This window comes from Billgrantia sp. NRB1 (genome assembly GCF_056921725.1).
This window is the reverse complement of sequence record NZ_CM167783.1, coordinates 2,095,714-2,117,608: the sequence shown is the minus strand read 5'-3', so window position 1 is coordinate 2,117,608 and position 21,895 is coordinate 2,095,714. Positions and strand designations below refer to the sequence as shown.

The following is a 21,895-nucleotide window of genomic DNA, read 5'->3' as shown; positions in this document are numbered from 1 at the left end:
GGTGCTGCTGAGCCTGATGCTGGCAGGGCTCTTGGCCTGGCTGCTGCTGGATGCGGTCAACGTGGCGCCCAACCGGATCGTGGCCGGCACCCCTTTTCGGGCCCACGACGTCATCGGCGGCTGGCTGGCGCTGCTGGCCTCGCTGCCGATGCTGGGGGTCATGGCGTTGGCCTGGCGACCCGATACCCGGCGCCTGCTCCTGGCGCTGGGTCTGGTTGTAGCGCTATTGGCGGCGCTGCCGCTATGGCTTGCGGTGGCGGTGTCGGCCCTGGTGGATCCATCGCTTCCCCAGGCGCGGCTGGGGATCGGCGCTTCCCCCTGGCTGCTGCTGTTTCTCTGGCTGCTGGTGCTGCTGGAGCTACGCACCCGACTGGGCTTGTCGCGTCTCCAGGGCTGGGCGCTGCTGCTGCCGGTCCTCGCGGCCTGGTGGTTGGCGCTTTCCAACTGGCTGGAGCCCTTGGCCCTGTACCGCGAATATCAGGGGCGTAGCGACCAGTTCATTGCCGCCATCGGCTACCATTTGGCGCTGGTGGGGGCCGCCGTGGGGGCGAGTCTGTTGCTGGGTGTCGCCCTGGCGCTGGCGATGCGTCGCCATGCCGGACTTCAGCGGGCCGGATTCGCGGTCCTCAACTTTCTGCAGACCATTCCCAGTCTGGCACTCTTCGGCCTGCTGCTGGCGCCGCTCGCCTGGTTCTCGGCACGAGTCGATTGGCTCTCGGCACTGGGCGTGAGCGGTATCGGCTGGGCGCCTGCCTGGTTGGCGCTGCTGGCCTACAGCCTGCTGCCCATGGTGCGCAATACCTTCGTGGCACTGGAAGGGGTGGATGCCGGGGTGATCGAATCGGCAAAGGGAATGGGCATGAGTCGCCAGCAGGTCTTCTGGCAGGTGCGCCTGCCCCTGGCCGTTCCGGTGATGCTGGAGGGGGTGCGAATTACCACGGTGCAGGCGATCGGGTTGACCGCGGTTGCCGCCTTGATCGGGGCCGGCGGGCTCGGCACCTTCATCTTTCAGGGGCTGGGGCAGGCGGCCATGGATCTGGTGCTGCTCGGCGCCCTGCCGATCATTGCTCTGGCGCTGCTGGCGGATGCGCTGTTCGGCGCCTTGACGGACTGGCTGCGCCCGGGAGGGGCGAGATGATCGAACTGTTCGATGTGACCAAGCGTTTCGGCGACGAGATCGCGGTGAATGGCATTTCGCTGCGGGTCGAGAAGGGCGAGCTCTGTGCGCTGGTGGGCACCTCCGGGTGTGGCAAGTCCACCACCCTGCGCATGATCAACCGCCTGATCGAGCACAGCGAAGGCGAGATTCATCTCGATGGCCAGCCGGTGAGAACCTTCAATGAGGAGATTCTGCGTCGCCGCATCGGCTATGTGATCCAGAGCACCGGGCTTTTCCCCCACTGGACGGTGGCGCGCAATATCGGTCTGGTGCCTCGGCTGCTCAAGTGGCCCAGGGAGCGAGTCCGTGCTCGCGTGGCGGAATTGATGGCGCTGCTGGGCTTGCCGACTGCGGAGTTCGCCGACAAGTATCCGCATCAGCTCTCCGGCGGCCAGGCGCAGCGGGTCGGCGTGGCCCGCGCGCTGGCCGCCGACCCGGAAATTCTGCTGATGGACGAGCCCTTCGGTGCCCTCGATCCCATCACCCGGGAATCCCTGCAGCAGGAACTTCGCGACCTGCAGGCGCGGCTGCACAAGACCATTGTCTTCGTCACCCATGACATGGACGAAGCCCTGGCCCTGGCGGATCGGCTGGTGGTGATGCATGAGGGGCGCATCGTTCAGCAGGGGCGGCCGATCGAGCTGCTACACGATCCCGTCGATGACTTCGTGGCGTCGCTGCTGGGCGGCGTGGAGCGCGGTCTCAAGGAAGCCGGCCTGACACGGGTCGGCGAGCGGATGCTGCCGCTGGGACCGCGCCTGCTGGCCAGCGAGCGGGTGGCGCAGACGGCGCCGCTGCGCGACGCCCTGTCGATGATGCTGTGGCACCGGGTCGACCGTCTGACGGTGGTGGATGACGACGACATCCCCATCGGCGAGCTGTCGCTGCGCCGGCTGGTCGGGGGGAGGCCGACGTGAGCATGACGACAGCGAGGGCGTCGGGGGTGCCGCCGTGGCGGTGGGCCATGCCGCTACTGTGGCTCGTCCTGCTGCTGGGGGCCACCCTGGGCATGGAGCAGCTGGACAGCCTGATGCGGCTGATCGAACCCGATAGCCGCGAGGTGATCTATCGACGTGACAGTTTTCTGACCCTGCTGGCACAGCATGTCATGGTGGTGACGGCGGCGTCGCTGCTGGCCATTGTGATCGGCATCGGTGCCTCTATTGCCGTGACGCGACCGGGCGGGCGCGATTTTCGCCCCCTGGTCGGCCAGCTCGCTTCCATCGGCCAGACCTTCCCGCCGGTAGCGGTGCTGGCACTGGCGGTGCCGGTGCTCGGCTTCGGTACCCTCCCCATCGTCATGGCGCTGCTGCTCTACGGGTTGCTGCCCATCGTGCGCAATACCCTGGCCGGTATCGAGGGCATCGATCCAGCCGTCCACGAGGCCGCCCGCGGCATGGGCATGACCCATGCGCAGATTCTGCGTCAGGTCGAACTGCCCCTGGCGGCACCGGTCATCCTGGCCGGCGTGCGCACCTCGGTGACCATCAACATCGCCACGGCCGCCATTGGTGCCACCGTGGGGGCCAGCAACCTGGGCGACCCGATCATTTCCGGTATCGTTAACGGCAACACCGCCTACGTGGTGCAGGGTGCCGTACTGATCGGCCTGCTGGCGATCAGCGTCGACAGCCTATTCGAGCGCCTGCAGCCGCGCCAGTTGCGTCGCTGAGCAAGAGGGCCCGGTCACGGTCGACAACCGCCCGGACAGGATAATCGTCAGCATTTCCTTCGTCGGGCAGCAAAATGGATGCGTTCGCCCGCATTTTACGTTAACGTCAACTGCGCTACGTTGGCTGAGCGCTGGAGCTAACCCCTGGCGTGCGGCTACAGTAACGTCAACACTGCCCTCACAAGGGGCGGTTTTTCCTCCTGCCACTACCCAAGGACCAGGATGATGACAACAACACAAGACACCCATTCGCTGGCCTTCATGACCGGCGACGAGCTGCACATTCCGACCTTTCGGCTCCTGCAGCAGGATGGCACCCTCTTTGAGGGGGCCGAGGCACCCGATCTGGACAAGGAGAAGGCGCTGCGCATCTACCGCGCCATGCTCGTCACCCGCGTCCTCGACGAGCGCATGCTGGCGGCTCAGCGCCAGGGGCGTCTCTCGTTCTACATGCAGTGTACCGGTGAAGAAGCGGCGGTCATCGGCGCCGCGGCGGCGCTAGATGACGCCGACATGATCATGGCGCAGTACCGCGAGCAGGGCGCCTTGGCCTATCGCGGCTTCACCTACGACGAGTTCATGAACCAGCTGTTCGGTAACGAACTCGACTACGGCAAGGGGCGCCAGATGCCGATCCACTACGGATCGCGCAAGCTCCACTACATGACCATCTCCTCGCCGCTGGCCACGCAGATTCCTCAGGCCGCCGGCTATGCCTATGGGCAGAAGCTGGCCGGTGAAGGGCTCTGCACCATCACCTTCTTCGGTGAAGGGGCGGCGTCGGAGGGCGATTTCCATGCCGCGCTCAACATGGCTTCGGTGCATAAGGCGCCGGTGATCTTCTTCTGTCGTAACAACGGCTATGCCATTTCCACGCCGGCCAGCGAGCAGTTTGCCGCCGACGGTATCGCCCCGCGCGCCTTCGGCTATCGGATGCACGTCATCCGGGTCGACGGCAACGATATCCTGGCGGTCTATCGGGCGACGCAGCAGGCCCGCGCCATCGCCGTGGAAAAGAATCAGCCGGTGCTGATCGAGGCGATGACCTATCGCCTGGCCGCCCACTCCTCCTCGGACGACCCCTCCGGCTACCGCTCGCGCAAGGAAGAAGAGGCGTGGCGCGAAAAGGATCCCATTCTGCGCATGCAGCGCTGGCTGATCGACCTGGGCTGGTGGAGCGAGGACGAGGAGAAGGCCCTTCAGGAGAGCCTGCGCCGTGAAGTGCTCGAGACCCTCAAGCGCGCCGAGAAGCGCCCACCCCCGCCTCTGGATAGCCTGGTCAGCGACGTCTATGCCGACGTGACGCCGGCGCTGCAGCGTCAGCTCGACCGCCTCAAGTCGCACATTCGCCGTCACCCGGAGGCCTATCCGAAGGGGGCGCGCTCACTGGACCCGGATGTCAGCGCAACGGCAGATGCCGACAAGAACAGCGGCGAGCAGGGAGGAGCCTGAAATGCCCAAGATGAACATGCTGCAGGCGATCAACAACGCCCTCGATATCGCCATGGCCGAGGATGAAAAGGTGCTCTGCTTCGGCGAGGACGTCGGGGTGTTCGGCGGGGTCTTCCGCGCCACCAGCCATCTTCAGGAGCGCTACGGCAAGTCCCGCTGCTTCAATACGCCGCTGGTCGAGCAGGGCATCATCGGCTTCGCCAACGGCCTGGCCGCCCAGGGCTCAGTGCCGGTGGCCGAGATCCAGTTTGCCGACTACATCTTTCCGGCCTTCGACCAGATCGTCAACGAAACGGCCAAGTTTCGCTTCCGCTCCGGGGATCTGTTCAACGTCGGCGGGCTGACCATCCGCACCCCCTATGGCGGCGGGATCTCCGGCGGGCTCTATCACTCGCAGTCGCCGGAGGCCTACTTCGCCCATACGCCGGGCCTGAAGGTCGTGGTGCCCCGCAACCCCTACCAGGCCAAGGGGCTGCTGCTCTCCGCAATCCGCGATCCCGACCCGGTCATCTACTTCGAACCCAAGCGGCTCTATCGCGCCTCCACCGGCGAGGTGCCGGAAGACGACTACCAGCTGCCGATCGGTGAGGCCGAGGTGACCAAGGAGGGCAGCGACATCACCGTGCTTGGCTGGGGCGCGCAGATGGAGCTGATCGAGAAGGCCGTGGAGATGGCCGAGAAAGTGGGGATCTCTTGCGAGATCATCGACCTGCGTACAATCCTGCCCTGGGACGAGGATACCGTGGTGGAGTCGGTGCTCAAGACCGGCCGGCTGCTGATCACTCACGAGGCGCCGCGCACCGGCGGTTTCGCCGGCGAGATTGCCGCCACCGTCCAGGAGCGCTGCTTCCTGTACCTGGAGTCGCCCATCGAACGGGTGACCGGCCTGGATACGCCCTTCCCGCTGACGCTGGAGAAGGAGTACATGCCGGATCCCCTCAAGATCTTCGAGGCCATTCGCGCCAGCGTGGAATTCTGACGTTCGATATCAGGACAGGAGATGCAAAATGAGTGACTTCATGCTGCCCGATATCGGCGAAGGTATCGTGGAATGCGAGATCGTCGACTGGCGAGTCGCCGAGGGCGATGTCATCGAGGAAGATCAGCCGGTGGTTGAGGTGATGACCGACAAGGCGCTGGTGGAGATCACCGCCCCCGAGGCGGGCCGTGTCACCAGGCTGTATGTGCCCAAGGGCGAGATCGCCAAGGTGCACGCGCCGCTGTTCGCCTATGAGGCGGAAGGCGGCGGCGAGGCTGCCCAATCGGCCGAGCCGCCGCGGCCCGTCGCTTCGGCCGCGGACGAAGTGGCGAGCCCGGCCGCCGAAGCCCCGGCGGTCTCTCGGGGCCCCGCGGAAGCGTCTGCGCCCGGTGCGGCGTCCAAGGATTTCATCCTGCCCGATATCGGCGAAGGGATCGTCGAGTGCGAGGTGGTCGAGTGGCGCGTGGCCGAGGGTGAGACGATCGAGGAGGATCAGCCGCTGGTCGATGTCATGACCGACAAGGCGCTGGTGGAGATCACCGCGCCGGAGGCCGGGCAGGTCACCAAGCTGTATGTGCCCAAGGGGGAGATCGCCCAGGTCCATGCGCCGCTGTTTGCTTATCTGCCGGCGCAGGCCGAACCGGTGAGCCAGCCGGCCCCCGCCGTGGCTGAGACGGCGAGCCCCGCCCCCAAGCCGGCGACTCCCGCCACGAGTCGTCCGGTGGCCAGCGGTGGACGCGGCCCCTACGGGCGGGTGCCGGCCAGTCCCGCCGTGCGCCGACTGGTGCGCGAGCACGGCGTCGCCCTGGAGGACGTGCCCGGCAGCGGCAAGGATGGCCGGGTGCTCAAGGAGGATGTGCTGCGCTACCTGGAGCAGGGCGCCCAGGCGCCGGCGCCGAGTGAAGGGGCGGCCGCTGCCGCACGCCAGGCAGAGCCGCAGGCGCCTGCCCAGGGCGAGGTTCGCGTCGAGCCCATTCGCGGCATGCGGGCGGTGATGGCCCGACGCATGGTGGAGTCCGCCAGCACCATCCCGCACTTCCAGTACGGCGAGGAGATCGACGTCACCGAGCTGCTGGCGCTGCGCCAGCGGCTCAAGCCCCAGGCCGAGTCGCAAGGCACCCGGCTGACGCTGATGCCGCTGTTCATGAAGGCCATGGCGCTGGCGGTGCAGGAGCATCCGATCCTCAATGCCCGGCTCAACGACGACGTCAGCGAGATCCACTACCTGCCGTCGTGCAACGTGGGCATGGCGGTGGATAGCCGGTCGGGCCTGCTGGTTCCCAACGTCAAGGGGGTTGAGCGCCGCACGCTGCTCGACGTGGCGCGCGAGGTCGAGCGACTGACCACCTCAGCGCGGGAAGGGCGGGTCGACCAGGCCGATCTCAAGGACGGTACCATCACCATCTCCAACATCGGCGCGCTGGGCGGTACCTATGCGGCCCCGATCATCAATGCCCCGGAGCTGGCCATTGTCGCCATCGGCAAGACGCAGTGGCTGCCGCGCTTCGACGACCGGGGCGAGGTCACCCGGCGGGCGATCATGACCGTGACCTGGGCCGGGGATCACCGGGTGATCGACGGCGGGACCATCGCGCGCTTCTGCAACGCCTGGAAGGGCTACCTGGAGGCCCCGGAGAGCATGCTGTTGCATCTGGGGTGACGCCGCCGTGGCCTGGCCGCTCCCTCCCGCCGCTGGCATGCTGGCGGGAGGGAGCGCGCCCGGACGCTCCCGTCGGGGCGATGCCCGACCGCTTACCCGCACCGATTCGGCAAGCCTTATGGTGAGCTTATGAGCCAGGCGCCCCTCCAGCAGTTCTATATCCCCGAAGAGCAGTCCATCTATCTGCTCAGCCACGACGATGCCCGCAAGCTCAAGGAGTGGGTGGCGCTGTGTCAGGCCCAGCTCGAGCAGCTGGGCTATCGTGATATCGCCCTGATCGGGAAGGGCGCCTATGGCTTCGTTTTCGCCGGCGTCACGGCGCTAGGGGCGGAGTACGTTTTCAAGTTCACCCGGGTCAACCTGCCCCAGCACCTCCAGGACCGCCTCGAGGAGGAGGCCTTCATGCTGGAGCAGGTCGTCCATCCCCGGGTGCCTCGGCTGATCGTCTTCCAGCGGGTGCGCAACCAGTCGATCCTGGTGATGGAGCGGGCCCCGGGTCTCAACCTGGAAGAGGTCTCCCTGCGCGAGGGGCGACTGTCGCCCCGGCTGGTGGTGCGTATCGCCGACCAGCTCGCCGATATTCTGCGCACTCTGCGCATGGAGTCCGGGCCGGCGGGCAAGCCCATCGTGCATGGCGACATCAAGCCCTCCAACCTGGTGTTCGATGCCGCCAACGAGGCCGTTGCCCTGATCGACTGGGGCTCCTCGGTGTTCGCCCAGCTGGATGCTAACCAGCAGTTCGTGGCCTCCAACGTCATGGAACTGATGTCGGACAACCTGCAGCAGACCAATGCGCGCCTGGGGGATGTCTACTTCATCGGCGAGGAGCAGTTGAACGGCGCCTTGTCGTCACCGCGTTTCGATGAGCAGGGCGCCGCCGGCACGCTCTATGCGCTCGCTTCGGCTCAGTCGTGCCGTTTCGGGCATCGGGCGATTCCGGCCACCTCGCTGGGCCTGCCCATGGAGTTCGCACGCATGCTCGATGGCATGCTCGATCCCGACCCGCGCATCCGCATGAAGGCGGGAGACCACTTCGTCAGCGAGATGCCGAGGCTGGCGCGGCTGGTGATGATCGACCTGCCCGAGCCCGCGGAGACGCCCCTGGTGCCTGCCTGGGTGCGTCCCTCGAGCCGTGAGATCGACACCGTGGTGTACAGCTCGCGCAAGGCCTTCCTGCGCGAGGAGGGCGGCAAGGAAACCCTGAGCGACGTCAACGATGTCCAACTCGACCGTTACTACAAGAACTTCATGCAGGGCATGGGGGAAACCGAAAAGGCCTTCCTAGCGGCGGTGAGCCGCCTGGGCCAGTATCCGGTGGTGGGCGGGTTGGCGGTGCGCTGGGAGGTCGACGGCGTCTATATCGATACCTCGCTGAGCCTGCATGACCCGTCACTCAAGCCGGCCTTCGTGGCGGCGGTGAACAATATGGTCAACCTGGCGCGGGCCATCTACCGCCAGGGGATCTTCAAGAGCTGCCTGTTCAATGCCCGCGATACCCTGCACCTGGATCGCGAGGCGCCCACGGAGCCCTTCGTGGTGACTCCCGGGATGCGGCTGCGTTACGAGGTTAGCGCCGTGCCCGAGCTGGAAGATCGCTCAAGGCTGCATAGCTACTTCGAGGATGGCCCAGACCCGGAGGAGTTCCTGGTGCTGCCAGAGGCGATCATCGCCTCCCTCGAGGCCCTCAACGAGATCCACCATACCGGGATGATCATCTTCGAGTCGCTACCCCAGCACCTCAAGATTCACAGCTACTATCGGCTGCTCGACCCCTCCCGGGAAGCCGAGTTCCGCCGACGGCTCGACGACATCTTGGCCGCCGTGGGGCTGATCGAGGGACTCGGCGTGTCCGGGTTCATGAAGATGCCCTACAAGGACACCCGTTTCTTCGCCCATACGGAGCGCCAGCCAGAGCGCTACTATCCGCGCGACCCGCGGTCGGCGCAGCGCGATAACGTCTGAAAACTGCCGTCCCGGTTCATCGGTTCATGGCTTGCGGCAAGTAGAGCGCGATTTCCGGGAAGGCGTGCAGCAGGGCGATCGACAGCAGCATTAGCAGAAAGAAGGGCAAGGTGGCCTTGGTAATGGTCACGATATCCTTGCCGGTCAGCCCCTGGATAACGAACAGGTTGAATCCCACCGGCGGGGTGATCTGAGACATCTCCACCACCACCACGAGATAGATGCCAAACCAGATCAGGTCGAAGCCCGCGGCGCTGACCACCGGCATGATGATCGCCGTGACCAGCAGGATCAGCGAAATTCCGTCCAGAAAGCAGCCCATAATCAGCAGCAGCAGGGTCAAGGCGACCAGCAGCATGGTCGGCGAGAGACCCATCTCGCCGATTGCCCGGGCCAGCTGCATGGGCACCTGGGTAAAGCCCATCGCCGAGGTAAGAAACGAAGCGCCGGCGATGATGAAGGCGATCATGCAGGCGGTGCGTATGGCGGCGAACAGCGATGCCTTGAAGGTTGCCAGCCCGAATTCGCCGTTCCAACGGGCGATGAGGATCGAAAGCACCACCCCTACGGCGGCCGCTTCGGTGGGAGAGGCAAGCCCGCCATAGATCGAGAAGATGATGCCGCCGATCAGGGCCAGAATCGGCAGCAGCGACCAGGTTTGGCGCAGCTTGTCGAACAGCTTCAGGGAGGATTCATCCGCCCCGGTAAGGCCCGCGCGGTTACCCTTGATCAACGCCCAGAGCACTAGGTAGCTCATGAACAGCCCGAGGATTAAAAGACCGGGCCCGATGCCGGCCATGAACAGTCGCGAGATCGACTGCTCGGTGACCACCCCGTAGACGATCAGCACGATGGAGGGAGGGATCAGCAGGCCCAGGGTCGAGGCGCTGGCCAGGGTGCCGATGGCCATCTGTGGGTCATAGCCCCGGCGCTCCAGTTCGGGCAGCGTCATCTTGCCCACCGTGGCGCAGGTGGCCGCCGAGGAGCCACAGACGGCGGCGAACATGCCGCTGCCGATCACATTGGTGTGAAGCAGCCGCCCGGGGAGGCGATTGAGCCACGGGGACAAGCCGCGAAACATGTTGTCGGCAAGCCCCGAACGAAACAGGATCTCGCCCATCCAGATGAACATCGGCAGGGCGGTCAAATCCCAGCCATAGCTGGCCCCCCAGAAGTCTGAGGCCAGGATCGGTCCCGGTGCGAAAGGGCTGAAGAACGCCAGCGCAATCCAGGCGGTGCCGATCAGCGCAAAGGCGATCCATACGCCGCTACCGAGCAGCACCGCCAGGGTAAGGATGGTGGCCAGGCTGAGTATGAGCACGTCAGGTCTCCCAAAGCGGATCGGCGGCGATCATGGTTGGTGACTATCGTCAGTGGCTTCGCGAAAGCTCGCGGGATCGCGTAGGGCAATACGCAGCGTCATCAGCAGTGCTTCGGCCAGGGCCAGGCATAGCAGGCCAACGCCGGTTGCCAGCACGGCCTGGGGGATCCATAGCGGGATCGACAGGAAGCCGGAGGAGACATCTCGGAAGTGCAGGCTTTCCCCTATCAGTGTGATCAGGCCATGGCCCAGCAGCAGGCTGATCGTCAGCGCCACGATCAGGCCGAACACTTCGAACCAGACCCGCACTCTAGCGGGTAGGCGTGTTATCAGCAGGGTCACGCGAATATGGGCATGGTGCACGAAGGTATAGGCCAACCCCAGAAAGGTGGCGCCGACCAGCAGGTATGAGGCGATTTCTGAAACGCCCGTGATGCTCAGTCCTAGCCGACGCAGGCCCACCAGCACCAGCAGCGCATCGAGGACCCGAAAGGAGACCTGAATGGCCACCAGCGTGCAGATCGTCACCATGCAGGCCGCCGCCCCCCAGGCGCCGAGGCGGTAGAGCAGCGCAAGCTTGAAATTCATGTGGGAGCTCCTGACTCCAGGGCAGGACTAAACCGACGTGATCGACGCAGGTGAGCCGGCAGGGTGTCCGGGCCATCAAGCGCGCGACGCCATTGAGAGTGCAGGGAACAGACGCGGTGCGTCGCACCGCGTCCCGGTCTGGTCAGTCATCGAGGCTTGAACGATAGGCCTCGAGCAGTGCCAGGGCCTCATCGCTGGCTCGCTCCTGCCAGGAGGCGAACAGCTGGTCGCCCGCGGCCTGCAAGGCGTCTGCCACCTCGTCATCAGGTGTTGCGACCGTTACGCCGTTGTCTTGGAGCGCCTGGAGGCTCGCTTCATTGTTATCACGACTCATCTGCCAGCCCCGTTCCTCGGCACGTGCGGCCGCGTCGAGCAGCGCCTGCTGTGTTGTTTCATCGAGACGATCGAATGCACGCTGGTTGATGAATACGATGTTCTTGGGCAGCCAAAGATTGGCGTCAGTATAGTGCGAAATGTAATCCCAGGCGGTCATTGCATTGCCGGTGGCGCTCGAGGTGATCATGGCATCCACGCGGCCGGTACTGAACGCCGTGGGAATGTCCGACTCCTCGGTTTCGGTTGGGTTTCCGCCTAGATTCTGTACGAAACGTTGCGTATTGATGTTGGGGGCCCGCACCCTAAGGCCTTCGAACTGATCTTCACTCTCCAGCGCGAAGTCAGTGTAGATCCCCTGGGCGGGCCAGGCCACGGCATAGAGCGGCATCAGTCCTTCGTCGGCAAACAGCTCCGTGATCATGGGCTTGGTGGTTTGCCACAGAGCAAAGGCTTCCTCGTAGCTGCCGGCAACCCCGGGGAGGGTATCGATCTCGAAGATTGGGTCCTCGTTGGACAGCACCGAGAGGAAAATCTCGCCGGCATCGATGGTGCCACGGCGCACCGAGGGCTTGATCTCCCCATGTGCCACCAGCGAACCGCCGCTGTGTACGTTGATGCGAAGTTCACCATCGGTGGCCTCGGCCACGTCCTCAGCGAACTGCTTGACGTTCTGGGTGTGAAAGCTGGCATCGCCGTAGGGGGTGGCCATGTTCCATTCCATGGCCTGAGCGCTGGTGGCTGCGGCCAGGCCGGCCACTAGCAGCAGCGGGGTGACGTTGTGCTTGGTCATGAGCTCGGACCTCTTGTGGGATTTGATTGTGGGTCTTGAGGGTCATGCATTGCCCTGTGCCAACTCCCTGGCACCATTTGGGCATCTTGCTCGGTGGGTTCGACTTGTTGCGCCGCGTTTCAAGTCTTCTTGAACAGTTGGGCGTCGCGATCCTTGAAGGCCTTGAACTCCAGCGCATTGCCGGAGGGGTCGTAGAAAAACATGGTGGCCTGTTCGCCGGGTTCCCCTTGGAAACGAATATAGGGCTCGATTTCGAATCGCATGCCGTGATTGCGGAGTTTCTCGGCCAGCGCTTCCCATGCCTTCATTTCTAAGACCACTCCAAAGTGAGGGACTGGTACGCCGTGGCCGTCTACCGGGTTCTTGTGGCTGCTGACCGGCTGCTCCTTGAGTGCAGGGTTCAGGTGGCAGACGAATTGATGACCATATAGATCGAAATCGACCCAGCTGTCCGAAGAGCGTCCCTCGGGGCAGCCGAGAAAACGGCCGTAGAAGTCACGTGCTTCATCGATGTCGCGCACCTGGACGGCCAGGTGGAAGGGATCGGTAACGGCCATGGTGCCTCCTGAGTCAGGCTATTGTGTTGGTTATTGACCTTTCCCAGTGATAATCCCCGAATAGGCTGCCGTCAACCGCTTGTTCAGGCCAGCCCCCGCATGCCGGAGCGATAGTTCCGCCAAAACGGTTGTCGCCGGGCGGGCGTGATCCATTATAGTGGTTGGACGGGATGGATCATCCCGCCGACCGTTACCCCATCAGGAGTCGTCATGGCCATTCCCCTGCTGAATTGTGACATGGGCGAGAGTTTCGGTAGCTGGACCATGGGGCTGGATGCCGAGGTGATGCCCTACGTGGACTGCGCCAATATCGCCTGTGGCTTTCATGCCTCCGATCCCCATATCATGCGGCACACCGTCTCCCTGGCGACCCGACACGGGGTGCGGATTGGTGCCCACCCGGCCTATCCGGATCTGATGGGATTCGGCCGTCGCTCCATGGCCTGCTCGCCGCAGGAGGTCGAGGATCTGGTGCTTTACCAGGTGGGGGCCCTGGCGGGCATCTGTCAGGCGGAAGGCACACTCCTGCATTATGTCAAACCCCACGGGGCCCTCTATAACGACATGGCCCGGAATCCGTCGCTACTGCGTGCGGTCATGGCGGCGGTGCGTGCCTATGATGCCACCCTGCCGCTGATGGTCATGGCCACCGCCGACCCTGAGCCCTACCGGTCGCTGGCCGACGAGATGGGAATCACCCTGTGGTTCGAGACCTTCGCCGACCGCGCCTATGATGCCGAAGGACACTTAGTGTCACGGCGGTTGCCGGGCGCGGTGCATCATGATCAGGCGGCTATCGTGGCCCAGGCCGTGACATTGGCCCGTGGGGAGACCCTGACGGCCAGCGATGGCACCGAGCTTAACCTGCCCTGCGATACACTATGCGTGCACGGTGACAACCCCGAATCGGTGGCCGCCGTGAGAGCCATACGCCGTGCCCTTAGCGAGCTCGATAGCTGAGAGCTGGCACGCGGTCGCCATCAGGCGCCAAGCCCGCTTTCCCGGAGTACCTGGTCGAGGGTCGGAGTGTCGCCCGTGTTGGGCCGCTTGTCGGCACCCTCGACGAGCAGCTGGCTTTCGAAGTCGGCCAGACCGGCGGCGATGCAGCGTTCGATGAGCACGGATTTGCTCATGCCGGACTGCTGGCAGAGCCGTTCGAGGCGGGCTTCGACGTCGTGAGATAAACGCAGCAGATGTGGCATGTGGTGATCTCCCTGGCGCGGCCTCCTGGGCAGCCCGTCAGCGGGGGCAAGAGACGCTGGCTATGCAATCAAGATAAAACGCATGTTTGAGTTTGTCACCTTTTGAGTCTGCCTGACGCCGGTGACAGTGCGATGACGGGGCGCGCCTTGACCTGCTGCACGGGTGTGAGAGGATGCCGCATCAAGCCTCTGCTGCCGGGACGACCCGGTAAGCGCTGCCGCCATCGGGGACGACCCCGCTCAAACAGAGTGCCAACACATGAACATGGCGTGGATGCTGCTCGTCGTCGCCGGTCTGCTGGAAGTCGCCTGGGCGTTGGGTCTGAAGGCCAGCCACGGGTTCACTCGCCCACTTCCCTCGATCCTGACGCTGATGGCCATGGTGGCCAGCTTCTATCTGCTGGCCCAGGCCATGAAGGTGCTGCCGGTGGGCACGGCCTACGCGGTCTGGGTTGGCATCGGGGCGGTGGGGACGGTGCTGCTTGGCATCCTGATCTATGGCGATAGCGCCTCGCCGCTGCGCCTGCTCAGCCTGGTGCTGATCCTGGCCGGGCTGGTGGGCCTCAAGCTGGCCGGCTGATCAGGCTAGCCCCTGGCGCTGCATGACCTCGGTGATGATGGGCACCGGGGTCATCAGATGCTCGCGCATCATGGTGGAGGCTCGGTCGGCTTGGCGCTGAAGAATGACCTCGACCAGGGCGGCGTGCTCCTGGCGCTTGCGTTCCAGCGCGGCCTCGGAGAACACGGTCTCGCGTAGCCAGAGATGGCGGTAGCGCTCGACCTGGTCGAACAGACCTTCACGCACCTGTAGCAGGTTCGGGGAATTGCAGCCGCTGGCGATGGCGGTGTGAAACGCCTTGTGGCGGGTATCCCAGACCTCGAGAAGCTCGTCGGGAGTGTTCACCTCCATCACCTTGGCCAGGGTGTGGGCCTTGGCCAGGATATCGGCCTCCCAGCCATCGTCGCCACGCTCGATGGCGAGTCGCAGGATCAGTCCTTCGAGCTGAGCCCGGGCGTCATAGAGGTCGTGGAGTTCGGCCAGCGACATGGGGGCAACGCGATAGCCGCGCTGGCTGATGGCTACCACCAGGCGCTCGGCCACCAGCTGCGAGAGCGCTTCGCGCAGCGGGCCGATGCCCAGATCGTATCGTTCCTTGAGTCCGCTCATCAGCAGTTTCTCGCCCGGCTGGAAGACGCCGCGGATGATGTCGTGCTTCAGGCAGCGGTAGGCCGTGATGCCCAGGTTCTGGCGGGGGGGATGTCCATGGTCGGTATTCCTTCAATTTACCGAGCATGATAACGAATTGTGGGGTGTCCCGGTAACCGTCGATGTTGCCACAGGACTTCGATTCTCTTGAATCGGGTGGATATTTCTCTCTTGCACTAGCCGCCTGTCGGATTTGACCGATCGTCGCGAGAAGGCTCGGCTTGGCGTTAAGTCCGACAGGCGGCTAGGGATATTGGCGGGCCTCGTTCAGTGTCCAGTCCACCAGTTCCCGGGCGAGGCGATCGGCGGCGATCCCCAGGGCCTCGACGACCTCGCCAATCTCGGTGCTGTCGGCGACTTGCCGCTGGGAAAAGCGCTGGCTCGCCAGCAGTCGCTGCGAGCGTGTCTCGACGAGTCGGACGTCGAGGGTCACCACCGCTTCGGGCAGGTCGGCTTCGTATTCGCTTTGGAAGGCGCGCAGGTCGCTGGCTAGGGTCAGATCGCTGGAAAGGGATGACGCCCCGTGGGTAAGGCGTGACAGCCGGCCATCCTCGCGAAAGCCATCCAGCAGGCGGTCGCGCAGCAAGACGGGCGCGTCATCGGCCCAGCGGACGCCCTGATAGACGCTGGGCCGGTGGGGTTCGGGCAGGACCACGATCCGCGTACCGTCGAGCAAACGTCCGGCCTGCGGGGTGACTAGGTGCAGGGTCATTTCGGCAACGGTGCCGTCTGAAGCGCCGGCGGACAGTGGCTCGGCGGGTAGGGTATAGAGGCTGGCCGGCTCTCGGGTCGGTACCAGATTGCAGGCAGCGAGCAGCGAAGCCGTGAGCAGCAGCGAGGCGATGGCCAGTGGTTTCATCGGGACGGTTCCTTCACGGCGAGAATTCCTCGATGCCGTCGCGGCCCATCAGGAAATCGGCGGGGCTCTCTTCGAGACGGCGAACGATACGGTTCAGGGTGCCCAGGGTGCGGCGCAGCTCCGCGGAGGCCGGCCCCAGCCCCTGAATGCCCTGCATGCCGCTCTCCAGGGCGCCCTGATGATCGGCCAGCAGCGATTCGAGGCGTCGGGCGGTGCGCGCGAGGCTCTCGGTGGTTTCGCGGGCGCCGAGGACGATACGCTCTCCCTGGCCCTCGAGCAGGCTGCCGGTCTGGCGAGTCAGCTCGCCAAGCTCGCCGATGGCCTGGATCGCTTCGTCGAGGAGGGCATCGAGCTGCTCCATCAGCTGTGAGGATCCGCCCCCCAGCGCCGCCAGCTGGGCGCTGGTGCGTTCGAGGTTGGCGATGATCCGGGTCACGTTGGCGGTGTTCTCATCCGAGAGCAGTGCATCCAGGCCGGCCAGCACGCTGTTGACGTTGGCAAGAATCTCCTCGCTGTCGTCGAGCAGGGCGGAGATCGGCGACGGGTCGGCCACGATGCGCGGCGGCCTGTCTCCCTCGGCGAGCAGAGGAGGACTCTCCGGGGTGCCGCCGTGCAGCTGGATGGACATGCTGCCGGTGATATTGGCTAGCGCCAAGCGCGCCCGCGTGTCCTGCTTGATGGGCACGTGGCGCTGGACCCGAATACGGACCAGCACGTTGCGAGGGTCGGTCGGGTCGAGTCGCAGGTCGGTGACATCGCCGACGCGCACGCCGCTGTACTCCACCACGTTGCCGACGCTCAGCCCGCTTACCGAGCGATCGAAAAATACCTCGTAGTGGACGAAATCCCGGTCGGCGGTGCCTTGCCCCAGCCAGACGGCAAACAGCACCCCGCCGGCGGCGGCCAGCACGGTAAACAAGCCGATGATGACGTGGTGGGCACGGGTTTCCATGGGGGTCACTCCTGTCGCTGCGCGGCCTGGCTGGCTGCCCGTCCCCGGGGGCCATGAAAGTAATCGCGGATCCACGGGTCATCAGTGGCCTCGACCACCGCGAGGCGGTCGGCAACCCGTACCCGTCGGTTCGACAGCACCGCCACCCTGTCGCAGGTGCTGTACAGCGTATCGAGATCGTGGGTGACAAGAAAGACGCTGAGCCCGAGGGCGTCGCGCAGGGTCTGCAGCAAGCGGTCGAAGGCGGCGGCCCCGATGGGGTCCAGGCCGGCCGTCGGCTCGTCGAGGAACAGCACCTCAGGATCCATGGCCAGAGCGCGGGCCAGGGCCGCACGCTTGACCATCCCGCCAGACAAGGCGTCCGGGGCGAGCCGGGCCGCCTGGGGGGAAAGGCCGACCAGGGCCAATTTGACCCGGGCCAGATGCTCGGCATCGAGGCGGGTGAGTCCGCCATGTTCGATCAGCGGCAGGGCCACGTTCTCCTGAAGGTTGAGCGAGGTGAACAGGGCGCCGCGCTGGAACAGCACGCCGAAGCGGCGCTCCACGCGTGATCGCTGAGCGGCCGAAAGGCGCTGCAGATCCTCGCCGAGTACCCGAATCGTGCCGGCATCGGGGCGCTTGAGTCCGACGATGCTGCGCAGCAGGACCGACTTGCCGGTGCCCGAGCCACCGACCACGCCGAGTATCTCGCCCCGGTAAATGTCCAGGTCCAGGTTCTCGTGAACGCAGTGGGTACCGAAGCGGTTGACCAGATCGCGCACCTCGATGACCGCCTCGTTGTCGTCGCTCACCAGCCCATCTCCATGAAAAAGAGCGCCGCCAGGGCATCCAGCAGGATCACCATGAAGATCGACTGCACCACGCTGGAGGTGGTGTGCTCCCCGACTGACTGGGCGCTGCCGGCGGCCTTGAAGCCCTCCAGGCAGCCGATCACCGCGATCAGAAAAGCGAACAGCGGCGCCTTGGCGAGGCCGACCAGGAAGTGGGTGAGCGGGATATCGCGCTGCAGGATGGCCAGGAACTGTGCCAGGGGGATCTCCAGGGCCAGGCTGCATACCAGGGCACCGCCCAGCATGCCGCTGAGCATCCCGATCAGGGTCAGGATCGGCAGGCTGACCATCATGGCCAGCACGCGGGGTAACACCAGCAGTTCCACCGGACTCAGCCCCAGGGTACGGATGGCATCGAGTTCCTCGTTCGCTTTCATAGCGCCGATTTGGGCGGTAAAGGCGCTCGCGGTGCGCCCTGCCAGCAGAATGGCCGCCAGCAGCACGCCGAATTCGCGCAGGAAGGAGTAGGCCACCAGGTTGACCGTGTAAATGGTAGCCCCGAAGTCGCGCAGCACGGTGGCGCCGAGAAAGGCCACCACGGCCCCGACCAGGAAGGTCAGCAGCGCCACGATGGGAATGGCGTTGAGGCCCGTCTGATGCAGCTGGGCCACCAGCGCGGTGATGCGCCAGCGGCGCGGGCGCAGCAGGCTGCCCATCAGACTGGCCAGGGTGACGCCGATGAAGCCGATCAGCTGAAGCTGCTGTTGCCAAAGGCCCTCGACCTGTCGGCCGAGATCGGCCAGGGCAGCCAGCGGTGGGAAGACCGACGGCGGGGCAGTGTCCAGCGGCTCGCGCATGGCCTCGGCGACTGCCACCAGCAGCGCCTGCTGGGCGGCGGGCAGCGTCGGGGCCCAGTCGTCCACTCGACGCACCCGCTGCGCCCCGAGCAATTCGACCAGCAGCACGGCGCCGGAGGTGTCGAGTCGGCCAAGCGCCGTCAGATCCAGCGTCTCGGCGGAGGCTGCCGCGGCCACCTCTTGTCTCAGCCGCGGGTGGTGGGGCAGCGTCCAGTCGCCGACGGCACACAGCGTATCGCCACGCTGTTCAAGAGTGCCGGCATCTGTCGTCGTACGGGTCATCGCGTCACCCCTCTCTCCCTGAAGGCGGCCGCCATGGCAAGGCATGTGCCGGCCACTATAGCGTCATGTGTCATCACGTGACAGCTCGTGCCAGGCCGCATAGGTGCTGAGAAACACCCGGCCGGTCATGTCATCGAGGAAATCGCTGCGCTTGAGCCGGTCCATCACCGGCCCCTTGACCTCGGCCAGATGAAGGGTGACACCGGAGTCCTTGAGCCGTGCATTGATGGCATCGAGGCTCTCCAGCGCCGAGGCGTCGATCAGGTTCACCGCCGAGCAGATCAGCACCACGTGCTCCAGCGCGGGACGGCTGGCGACCAGGGCATAGACGGTGTCCTCCAGGTAGCGGGCGTTGGCGAAGTAGAGGCTTTCGTCGATGCGCAGCAGCGCCACATGGCTGGCGCTTTCGGTGTCGTGGCGCTCGATGTTACGAAAGTGTTCGGTGCCCGGAATGCGACCGACCAGGGCGCTGTGGGGGCGGCTGGTGCGATACAGGAAGAGCCCGATGGAGAGCAGCACCCCGGCGATGATGCCGGCTTCGACCCCTTCGACCAGGGTCAGGATGATGGTTACCGCCATGGCCGAGAAATCACTCTTGGAGTAGCGCCAAGTCTGGCGAATCATGGGGATGTCGACGAGGGTCAGCACCGCAACGCTAATCGTGGCAGCCAGGGTGGCGATCGGCAGGTAGTAGAGCAGCGGCGTCAGGGCGAGAGTGACGACGGCGATGCCGAGTGCGGCGAACAGGCCCGCCATCGGGGTCTGGGCACCGGCATCGAAGTTGATGACCGTCCGCGACAGCCCGCCGGTGACCGGCATGCCCGCGGAGAAGGCGGCGGCGATGTTGGAGCCCCCCAGGGCGACCAGCTCCTGGTTGGGTGAGATGCGCTGGCGCCGCTTGGCGGCCAGCATCTGGCCCATGGAGACCGACTCGACGAAGCCCACCACGCTGATCAGCAGCGCCGGGACCAGCAGCGCCTGCCACAGGGATCTCTCGAAACCGGGCAGGGTAAAGGGGGGCAGCCCGCGCGGGATGTCGCCGATCACCGCCACGCCCCGCTGGTCAAGGGCAAGCCACCAGGCAAGCAGGGTGGTGACCGCCACGGCGAGCACCGGCCCCGCCCTGGCCAGCAGCGCTGCGATCTCACCGGGGAGCCCGAGTCGCTGCAGTGCGCTCTTGCCTCGACGACGCACCCAGACCAGAAAGACCAGGGTGCCGGCCCCGATGGCCAGCGTCGGCCAGTGGGTCTGGTCGAGGTTGCCGGCGAGGCTCAAGCTGAGGCTGGCCACCGTATAGCCGCTGGCGTCCACTCCCAGTAGGTGGGCCGCTTGACTGGCGGCGATCAGGAGGCCCGAGGCCGAGAGGAAGCCGGCGATCACCGGATGGCTCAGGAAATTGGTGAAAAAACCCAGGCGCAGCAGGCCCATCAGGGTGAGCATCCCCCCGGAAAGCAGCGACAGCACCAGCGCCGCCTGGAGGTACTCGGGGGTGCCCGGGGTGGCTACCCCCGCCAGGGCAGCGCCGGTCATCAGGGCGATGATCGCCACCGGTCCCACGGCCAGGGTGCTGCTGGTGCCCAGCAGGGTATAGGCCAGCAGCGGCAGGATGCTGGCATAGAGGCCGACCACCGCGGGCAGGCCGGCGAGGATGGCATAGGCCAGCGACTGCGGAATCACCATCACGGTGACGATGACGCCGGCCAGCAGGTCGGCGCCGCACAGCCGGCGATTGTAGTGGGGCAGCCAGGTAAGAATGGGCAGGTAGCGCTTGAGCATTCGGTCTCGTCGTCGGGAGAGGGGAAGGCGAGCAACACGGTATCCGACGAGACTAAACGATATTGGTGCCCGGGTTGAGTGTTGGGTAGCATCGGCTGACACATCCGACGCACAAGGACACGCCATGAAACTCGAGACCCTCGCGCTGCACCACGGCTATCAGCATGACAATCAGAATGCCGTGGCGGTGCCGATCCATCAGACCACCTCCTTCGCCTTCGACAATGCCCAGCACGCCGCCGATCTCTTCGATCTCAAGGTCGAGGGCAATATCTACTCGCGGATCATGAACCCCACCTGCGCCGTGCTGGAGCAGCGCCTGGCGGCGCTGGAGGGTGGCATCGCCGGCCTGGCGGTGGCCTCGGGCATGGCGGCGATCACCTACGCGATCCAGACCATCGCCGAAGCCGGCGACAACATCGTCTCGATGAGCGAACTCTACGGGGGCACTTACAACCTGTTCGCCCATACCCTGCCGCGTCAGGGCATCGAGGTCCGCTTCGCCGACAAGGACGATTTCGCCGGCATCGAGTCGCTGATCGATGCGCGCACCAAGGCGGTGTTCTGCGAGAGCGTCGGCAACCCCTCCGGCAGCGTGGTCGACATGGCCAGGCTCGCCGAGGTGGCGCATCGCCACGGGGTGCCGGTGATCGTCGACAATACCGTGCCGACGCCCTTCCTGTGGCGCCCCATCGAGCAGGGGGCCGACATCGTGGTGCACTCCGGCACCAAGTACATCGGCGGCCACGGCACCACCGTAGGCGGGGTGATCATCGACTCCGGCAAGTTTCCCTGGGCCGAGCATGCCGAGCGCTTCCCGCTGCTCAACGAGCCTGACGTCTCCTATCACGGGGTGAGCTATACTCGGGACGTGGGCGAGGCGGCCTTCATCGCCCGGGCCCGGGTGGTGCCGTTGCGCAACATGGGCGCGGCGCTCTCGGCTCAGGCGGCCTGGAACCTGCTGCAGGGGCTGGAGACGCTGTCGCTGCGTATCGAGCGTATCTGCGACAATGCCCTGGCAGTGGCCCGCCATCTCGAGGCGCATCCGCTGGTTACCTGGGTCCAGTATGCCGGCCTGCCGGGCCACAAGGACCACGGCCTGGCCCATGAGTACATGGGCGGCCGGGCCTCGGGGATTCTCAGCTTCGGCATCCAAGGCGGACGCGAGGCCGGCGCCCGCTTCTACGACTCACTGGGCCTGATCCTTCGTCTGGTCAACATCGGCGACGCCAAGACCTGCTCGTCGATTCCCGCATCCACCACCCACCGCCAGCTCAACGACGAGGAGCTCAAGGCCGCCGGTGTCACCCCCGACATGGTGCGTCTCTCCATCGGCATCGAGCATGTCGACGATATCATCGCCGACCTGGACCAGGCGCTGGCCGCCAGTCAGTCCTGAGCCGCCACGGCGAGTGCCTGCACTGCCGACCGAGCGGGCGGCAGTGCGGCGTGACGCTATCGGCATGGCGTGAGCTGACTTGAGTCAGGCTTTAGTCTGTCAGTCGAAAGAACAA

Annotated in this window: 21 protein-coding genes; 10 read left to right on the top strand and 11 right to left on the bottom strand. The window is 65.4% G+C overall.

Annotation, left to right across the window (positions count from 1 at the left end; translation table 11 throughout):
- Positions 1–16 precede the first annotated feature (16 nt).
- From ACZIYR_RS09705 to ACZIYR_RS09675, 7 genes are all read left to right on the top strand, one after another.
- Positions 17–1,138, top strand: a complete 1,122-nt coding sequence (locus ACZIYR_RS09705; RefSeq protein ID WP_483529068.1) for an ABC transporter permease — start codon at positions 17–19, stop codon at positions 1,136–1,138.
- Entirely contained in the window at positions 1,135–2,076 is a 942-nt protein-coding gene (locus ACZIYR_RS09700; RefSeq protein WP_483526547.1) for an ABC transporter ATP-binding protein, read from the top strand. The genes ACZIYR_RS09705 and ACZIYR_RS09700 overlap by 4 nt, the downstream gene beginning before the upstream one ends.
- Positions 2,077–2,078: 2 nt before the next feature.
- On the top strand, positions 2,079–2,831 hold the full coding sequence (locus tag ACZIYR_RS09695) for an ABC transporter permease (protein WP_483529067.1): 753 nt from the start codon (positions 2,079–2,081) through the stop codon (positions 2,829–2,831).
- A gap of 225 nt (positions 2,832–3,056) precedes the next feature.
- Positions 3,057–4,283 carry a thiamine pyrophosphate-dependent dehydrogenase E1 component subunit alpha gene (locus tag ACZIYR_RS09690; RefSeq protein ID WP_473033568.1) on the top strand — a complete coding sequence of 409 codons (1,227 nt, stop codon included), beginning with the start codon at positions 3,057–3,059 and terminating at the stop codon, positions 4,281–4,283.
- A 1-nt stretch (position 4,284) separates the two neighbouring features.
- A complete protein-coding gene (locus ACZIYR_RS09685) occupies positions 4,285–5,262 on the top strand; it encodes an alpha-ketoacid dehydrogenase subunit beta (RefSeq protein WP_483526546.1) in 978 nt (325 codons plus the stop codon).
- A 28-nt stretch (positions 5,263–5,290) separates the two neighbouring features.
- Entirely contained in the window at positions 5,291–6,922 is a 1,632-nt protein-coding gene (locus tag ACZIYR_RS09680; protein ID WP_483526545.1) for a dihydrolipoyllysine-residue acetyltransferase, read from the top strand.
- Positions 6,923–7,051: 129 nt separating this feature from the next.
- A complete protein-coding gene (locus tag ACZIYR_RS09675; protein ID WP_483526544.1) occupies positions 7,052–8,884 on the top strand; it encodes a protein kinase domain-containing protein in 1,833 nt (610 codons plus the stop codon).
- A gap of 16 nt (positions 8,885–8,900) precedes the next feature.
- Here ACZIYR_RS09675 and ACZIYR_RS09670 read toward each other — a convergent pair whose 3' ends face one another.
- The 4 genes from ACZIYR_RS09670 to ACZIYR_RS09655 all read right to left on the bottom strand — a co-directional run bounded on the left by ACZIYR_RS09670 (position 8,901) and on the right by ACZIYR_RS09655 (position 12,476).
- Complete coding sequence (locus tag ACZIYR_RS09670) at positions 8,901–10,205, bottom strand: TRAP transporter large permease (protein WP_473033567.1); 1,305 nt, start codon at positions 10,203–10,205, stop codon at positions 8,901–8,903.
- A 30-nt stretch (positions 10,206–10,235) separates the two neighbouring features.
- Positions 10,236–10,793 carry a TRAP transporter small permease gene (locus ACZIYR_RS09665; RefSeq protein ID WP_473033565.1) on the bottom strand — a complete coding sequence of 186 codons (558 nt, stop codon included), beginning with the start codon at positions 10,791–10,793 and terminating at the stop codon, positions 10,236–10,238.
- Between the two features lie 142 nt (positions 10,794–10,935).
- Positions 10,936–11,919: a TRAP transporter substrate-binding protein gene (locus ACZIYR_RS09660; RefSeq protein WP_473033564.1), complete on the bottom strand. Its 984-nt coding sequence runs from the start codon at positions 11,917–11,919 to the stop codon at positions 10,936–10,938.
- A gap of 119 nt (positions 11,920–12,038) precedes the next feature.
- Positions 12,039–12,476: a VOC family protein gene (locus tag ACZIYR_RS09655; protein WP_483526543.1), complete on the bottom strand. Its 438-nt coding sequence runs from the start codon at positions 12,474–12,476 to the stop codon at positions 12,039–12,041.
- Positions 12,477–12,686: 210 nt separating this feature from the next.
- On the opposite strand from ACZIYR_RS09655, the gene ACZIYR_RS09650 reads away from it, so the two are divergent.
- Positions 12,687–13,436, top strand: a complete 750-nt coding sequence (locus ACZIYR_RS09650; protein ID WP_483526542.1) for a 5-oxoprolinase subunit PxpA — start codon at positions 12,687–12,689, stop codon at positions 13,434–13,436.
- Between the two features lie 20 nt (positions 13,437–13,456).
- Here the strand turns inward: ACZIYR_RS09650 and ACZIYR_RS09645 are convergent, their stop codons facing one another.
- Complete coding sequence (locus ACZIYR_RS09645) at positions 13,457–13,678, bottom strand: hypothetical protein (protein WP_483526541.1); 222 nt, start codon at positions 13,676–13,678, stop codon at positions 13,457–13,459.
- A gap of 265 nt (positions 13,679–13,943) precedes the next feature.
- On the opposite strand from ACZIYR_RS09645, the gene sugE reads away from it, so the two are divergent.
- Positions 13,944–14,258: a quaternary ammonium compound efflux SMR transporter SugE gene (gene sugE / locus ACZIYR_RS09640; protein ID WP_473035028.1), complete on the top strand. Its 315-nt coding sequence runs from the start codon at positions 13,944–13,946 to the stop codon at positions 14,256–14,258.
- Here sugE and csiR read toward each other — a convergent pair whose 3' ends face one another.
- From csiR to ACZIYR_RS09610, 6 genes are all read right to left on the bottom strand, one after another.
- Entirely contained in the window at positions 14,259–14,921 is a 663-nt protein-coding gene (gene csiR, locus ACZIYR_RS09635; RefSeq protein ID WP_473035027.1) for a DNA-binding transcriptional regulator CsiR, read from the bottom strand.
- A gap of 208 nt (positions 14,922–15,129) precedes the next feature.
- Entirely contained in the window at positions 15,130–15,744 is a 615-nt protein-coding gene (locus ACZIYR_RS09630) for an ABC-type transport auxiliary lipoprotein family protein (RefSeq protein ID WP_483526540.1), read from the bottom strand.
- Between the two features lie 13 nt (positions 15,745–15,757).
- Positions 15,758–16,696: an MlaD family protein gene (locus tag ACZIYR_RS09625; protein ID WP_483526539.1), complete on the bottom strand. Its 939-nt coding sequence runs from the start codon at positions 16,694–16,696 to the stop codon at positions 15,758–15,760.
- Between the two features lie 5 nt (positions 16,697–16,701).
- Entirely contained in the window at positions 16,702–17,487 is a 786-nt protein-coding gene (locus ACZIYR_RS09620) for an ABC transporter ATP-binding protein (protein WP_483526538.1), read from the bottom strand.
- A complete protein-coding gene (locus ACZIYR_RS09615) occupies positions 17,484–18,605 on the bottom strand; it encodes an MlaE family ABC transporter permease (RefSeq protein ID WP_483526537.1) in 1,122 nt (373 codons plus the stop codon). The genes ACZIYR_RS09620 and ACZIYR_RS09615 overlap by 4 nt, the downstream gene beginning before the upstream one ends.
- Before the next feature lie 63 nt (positions 18,606–18,668).
- Positions 18,669–20,381, bottom strand: a complete 1,713-nt coding sequence (locus tag ACZIYR_RS09610) for a SulP family inorganic anion transporter (RefSeq protein WP_483529030.1) — start codon at positions 20,379–20,381, stop codon at positions 18,669–18,671.
- Positions 20,382–20,505: 124 nt separating this feature from the next.
- Between ACZIYR_RS09610 and ACZIYR_RS09605 the strand changes: the two genes are divergently transcribed.
- Entirely contained in the window at positions 20,506–21,780 is a 1,275-nt protein-coding gene (locus tag ACZIYR_RS09605; protein ID WP_483529029.1) for an O-acetylhomoserine aminocarboxypropyltransferase/cysteine synthase family protein, read from the top strand.
- Positions 21,781–21,895 lie beyond the last annotated feature (115 nt).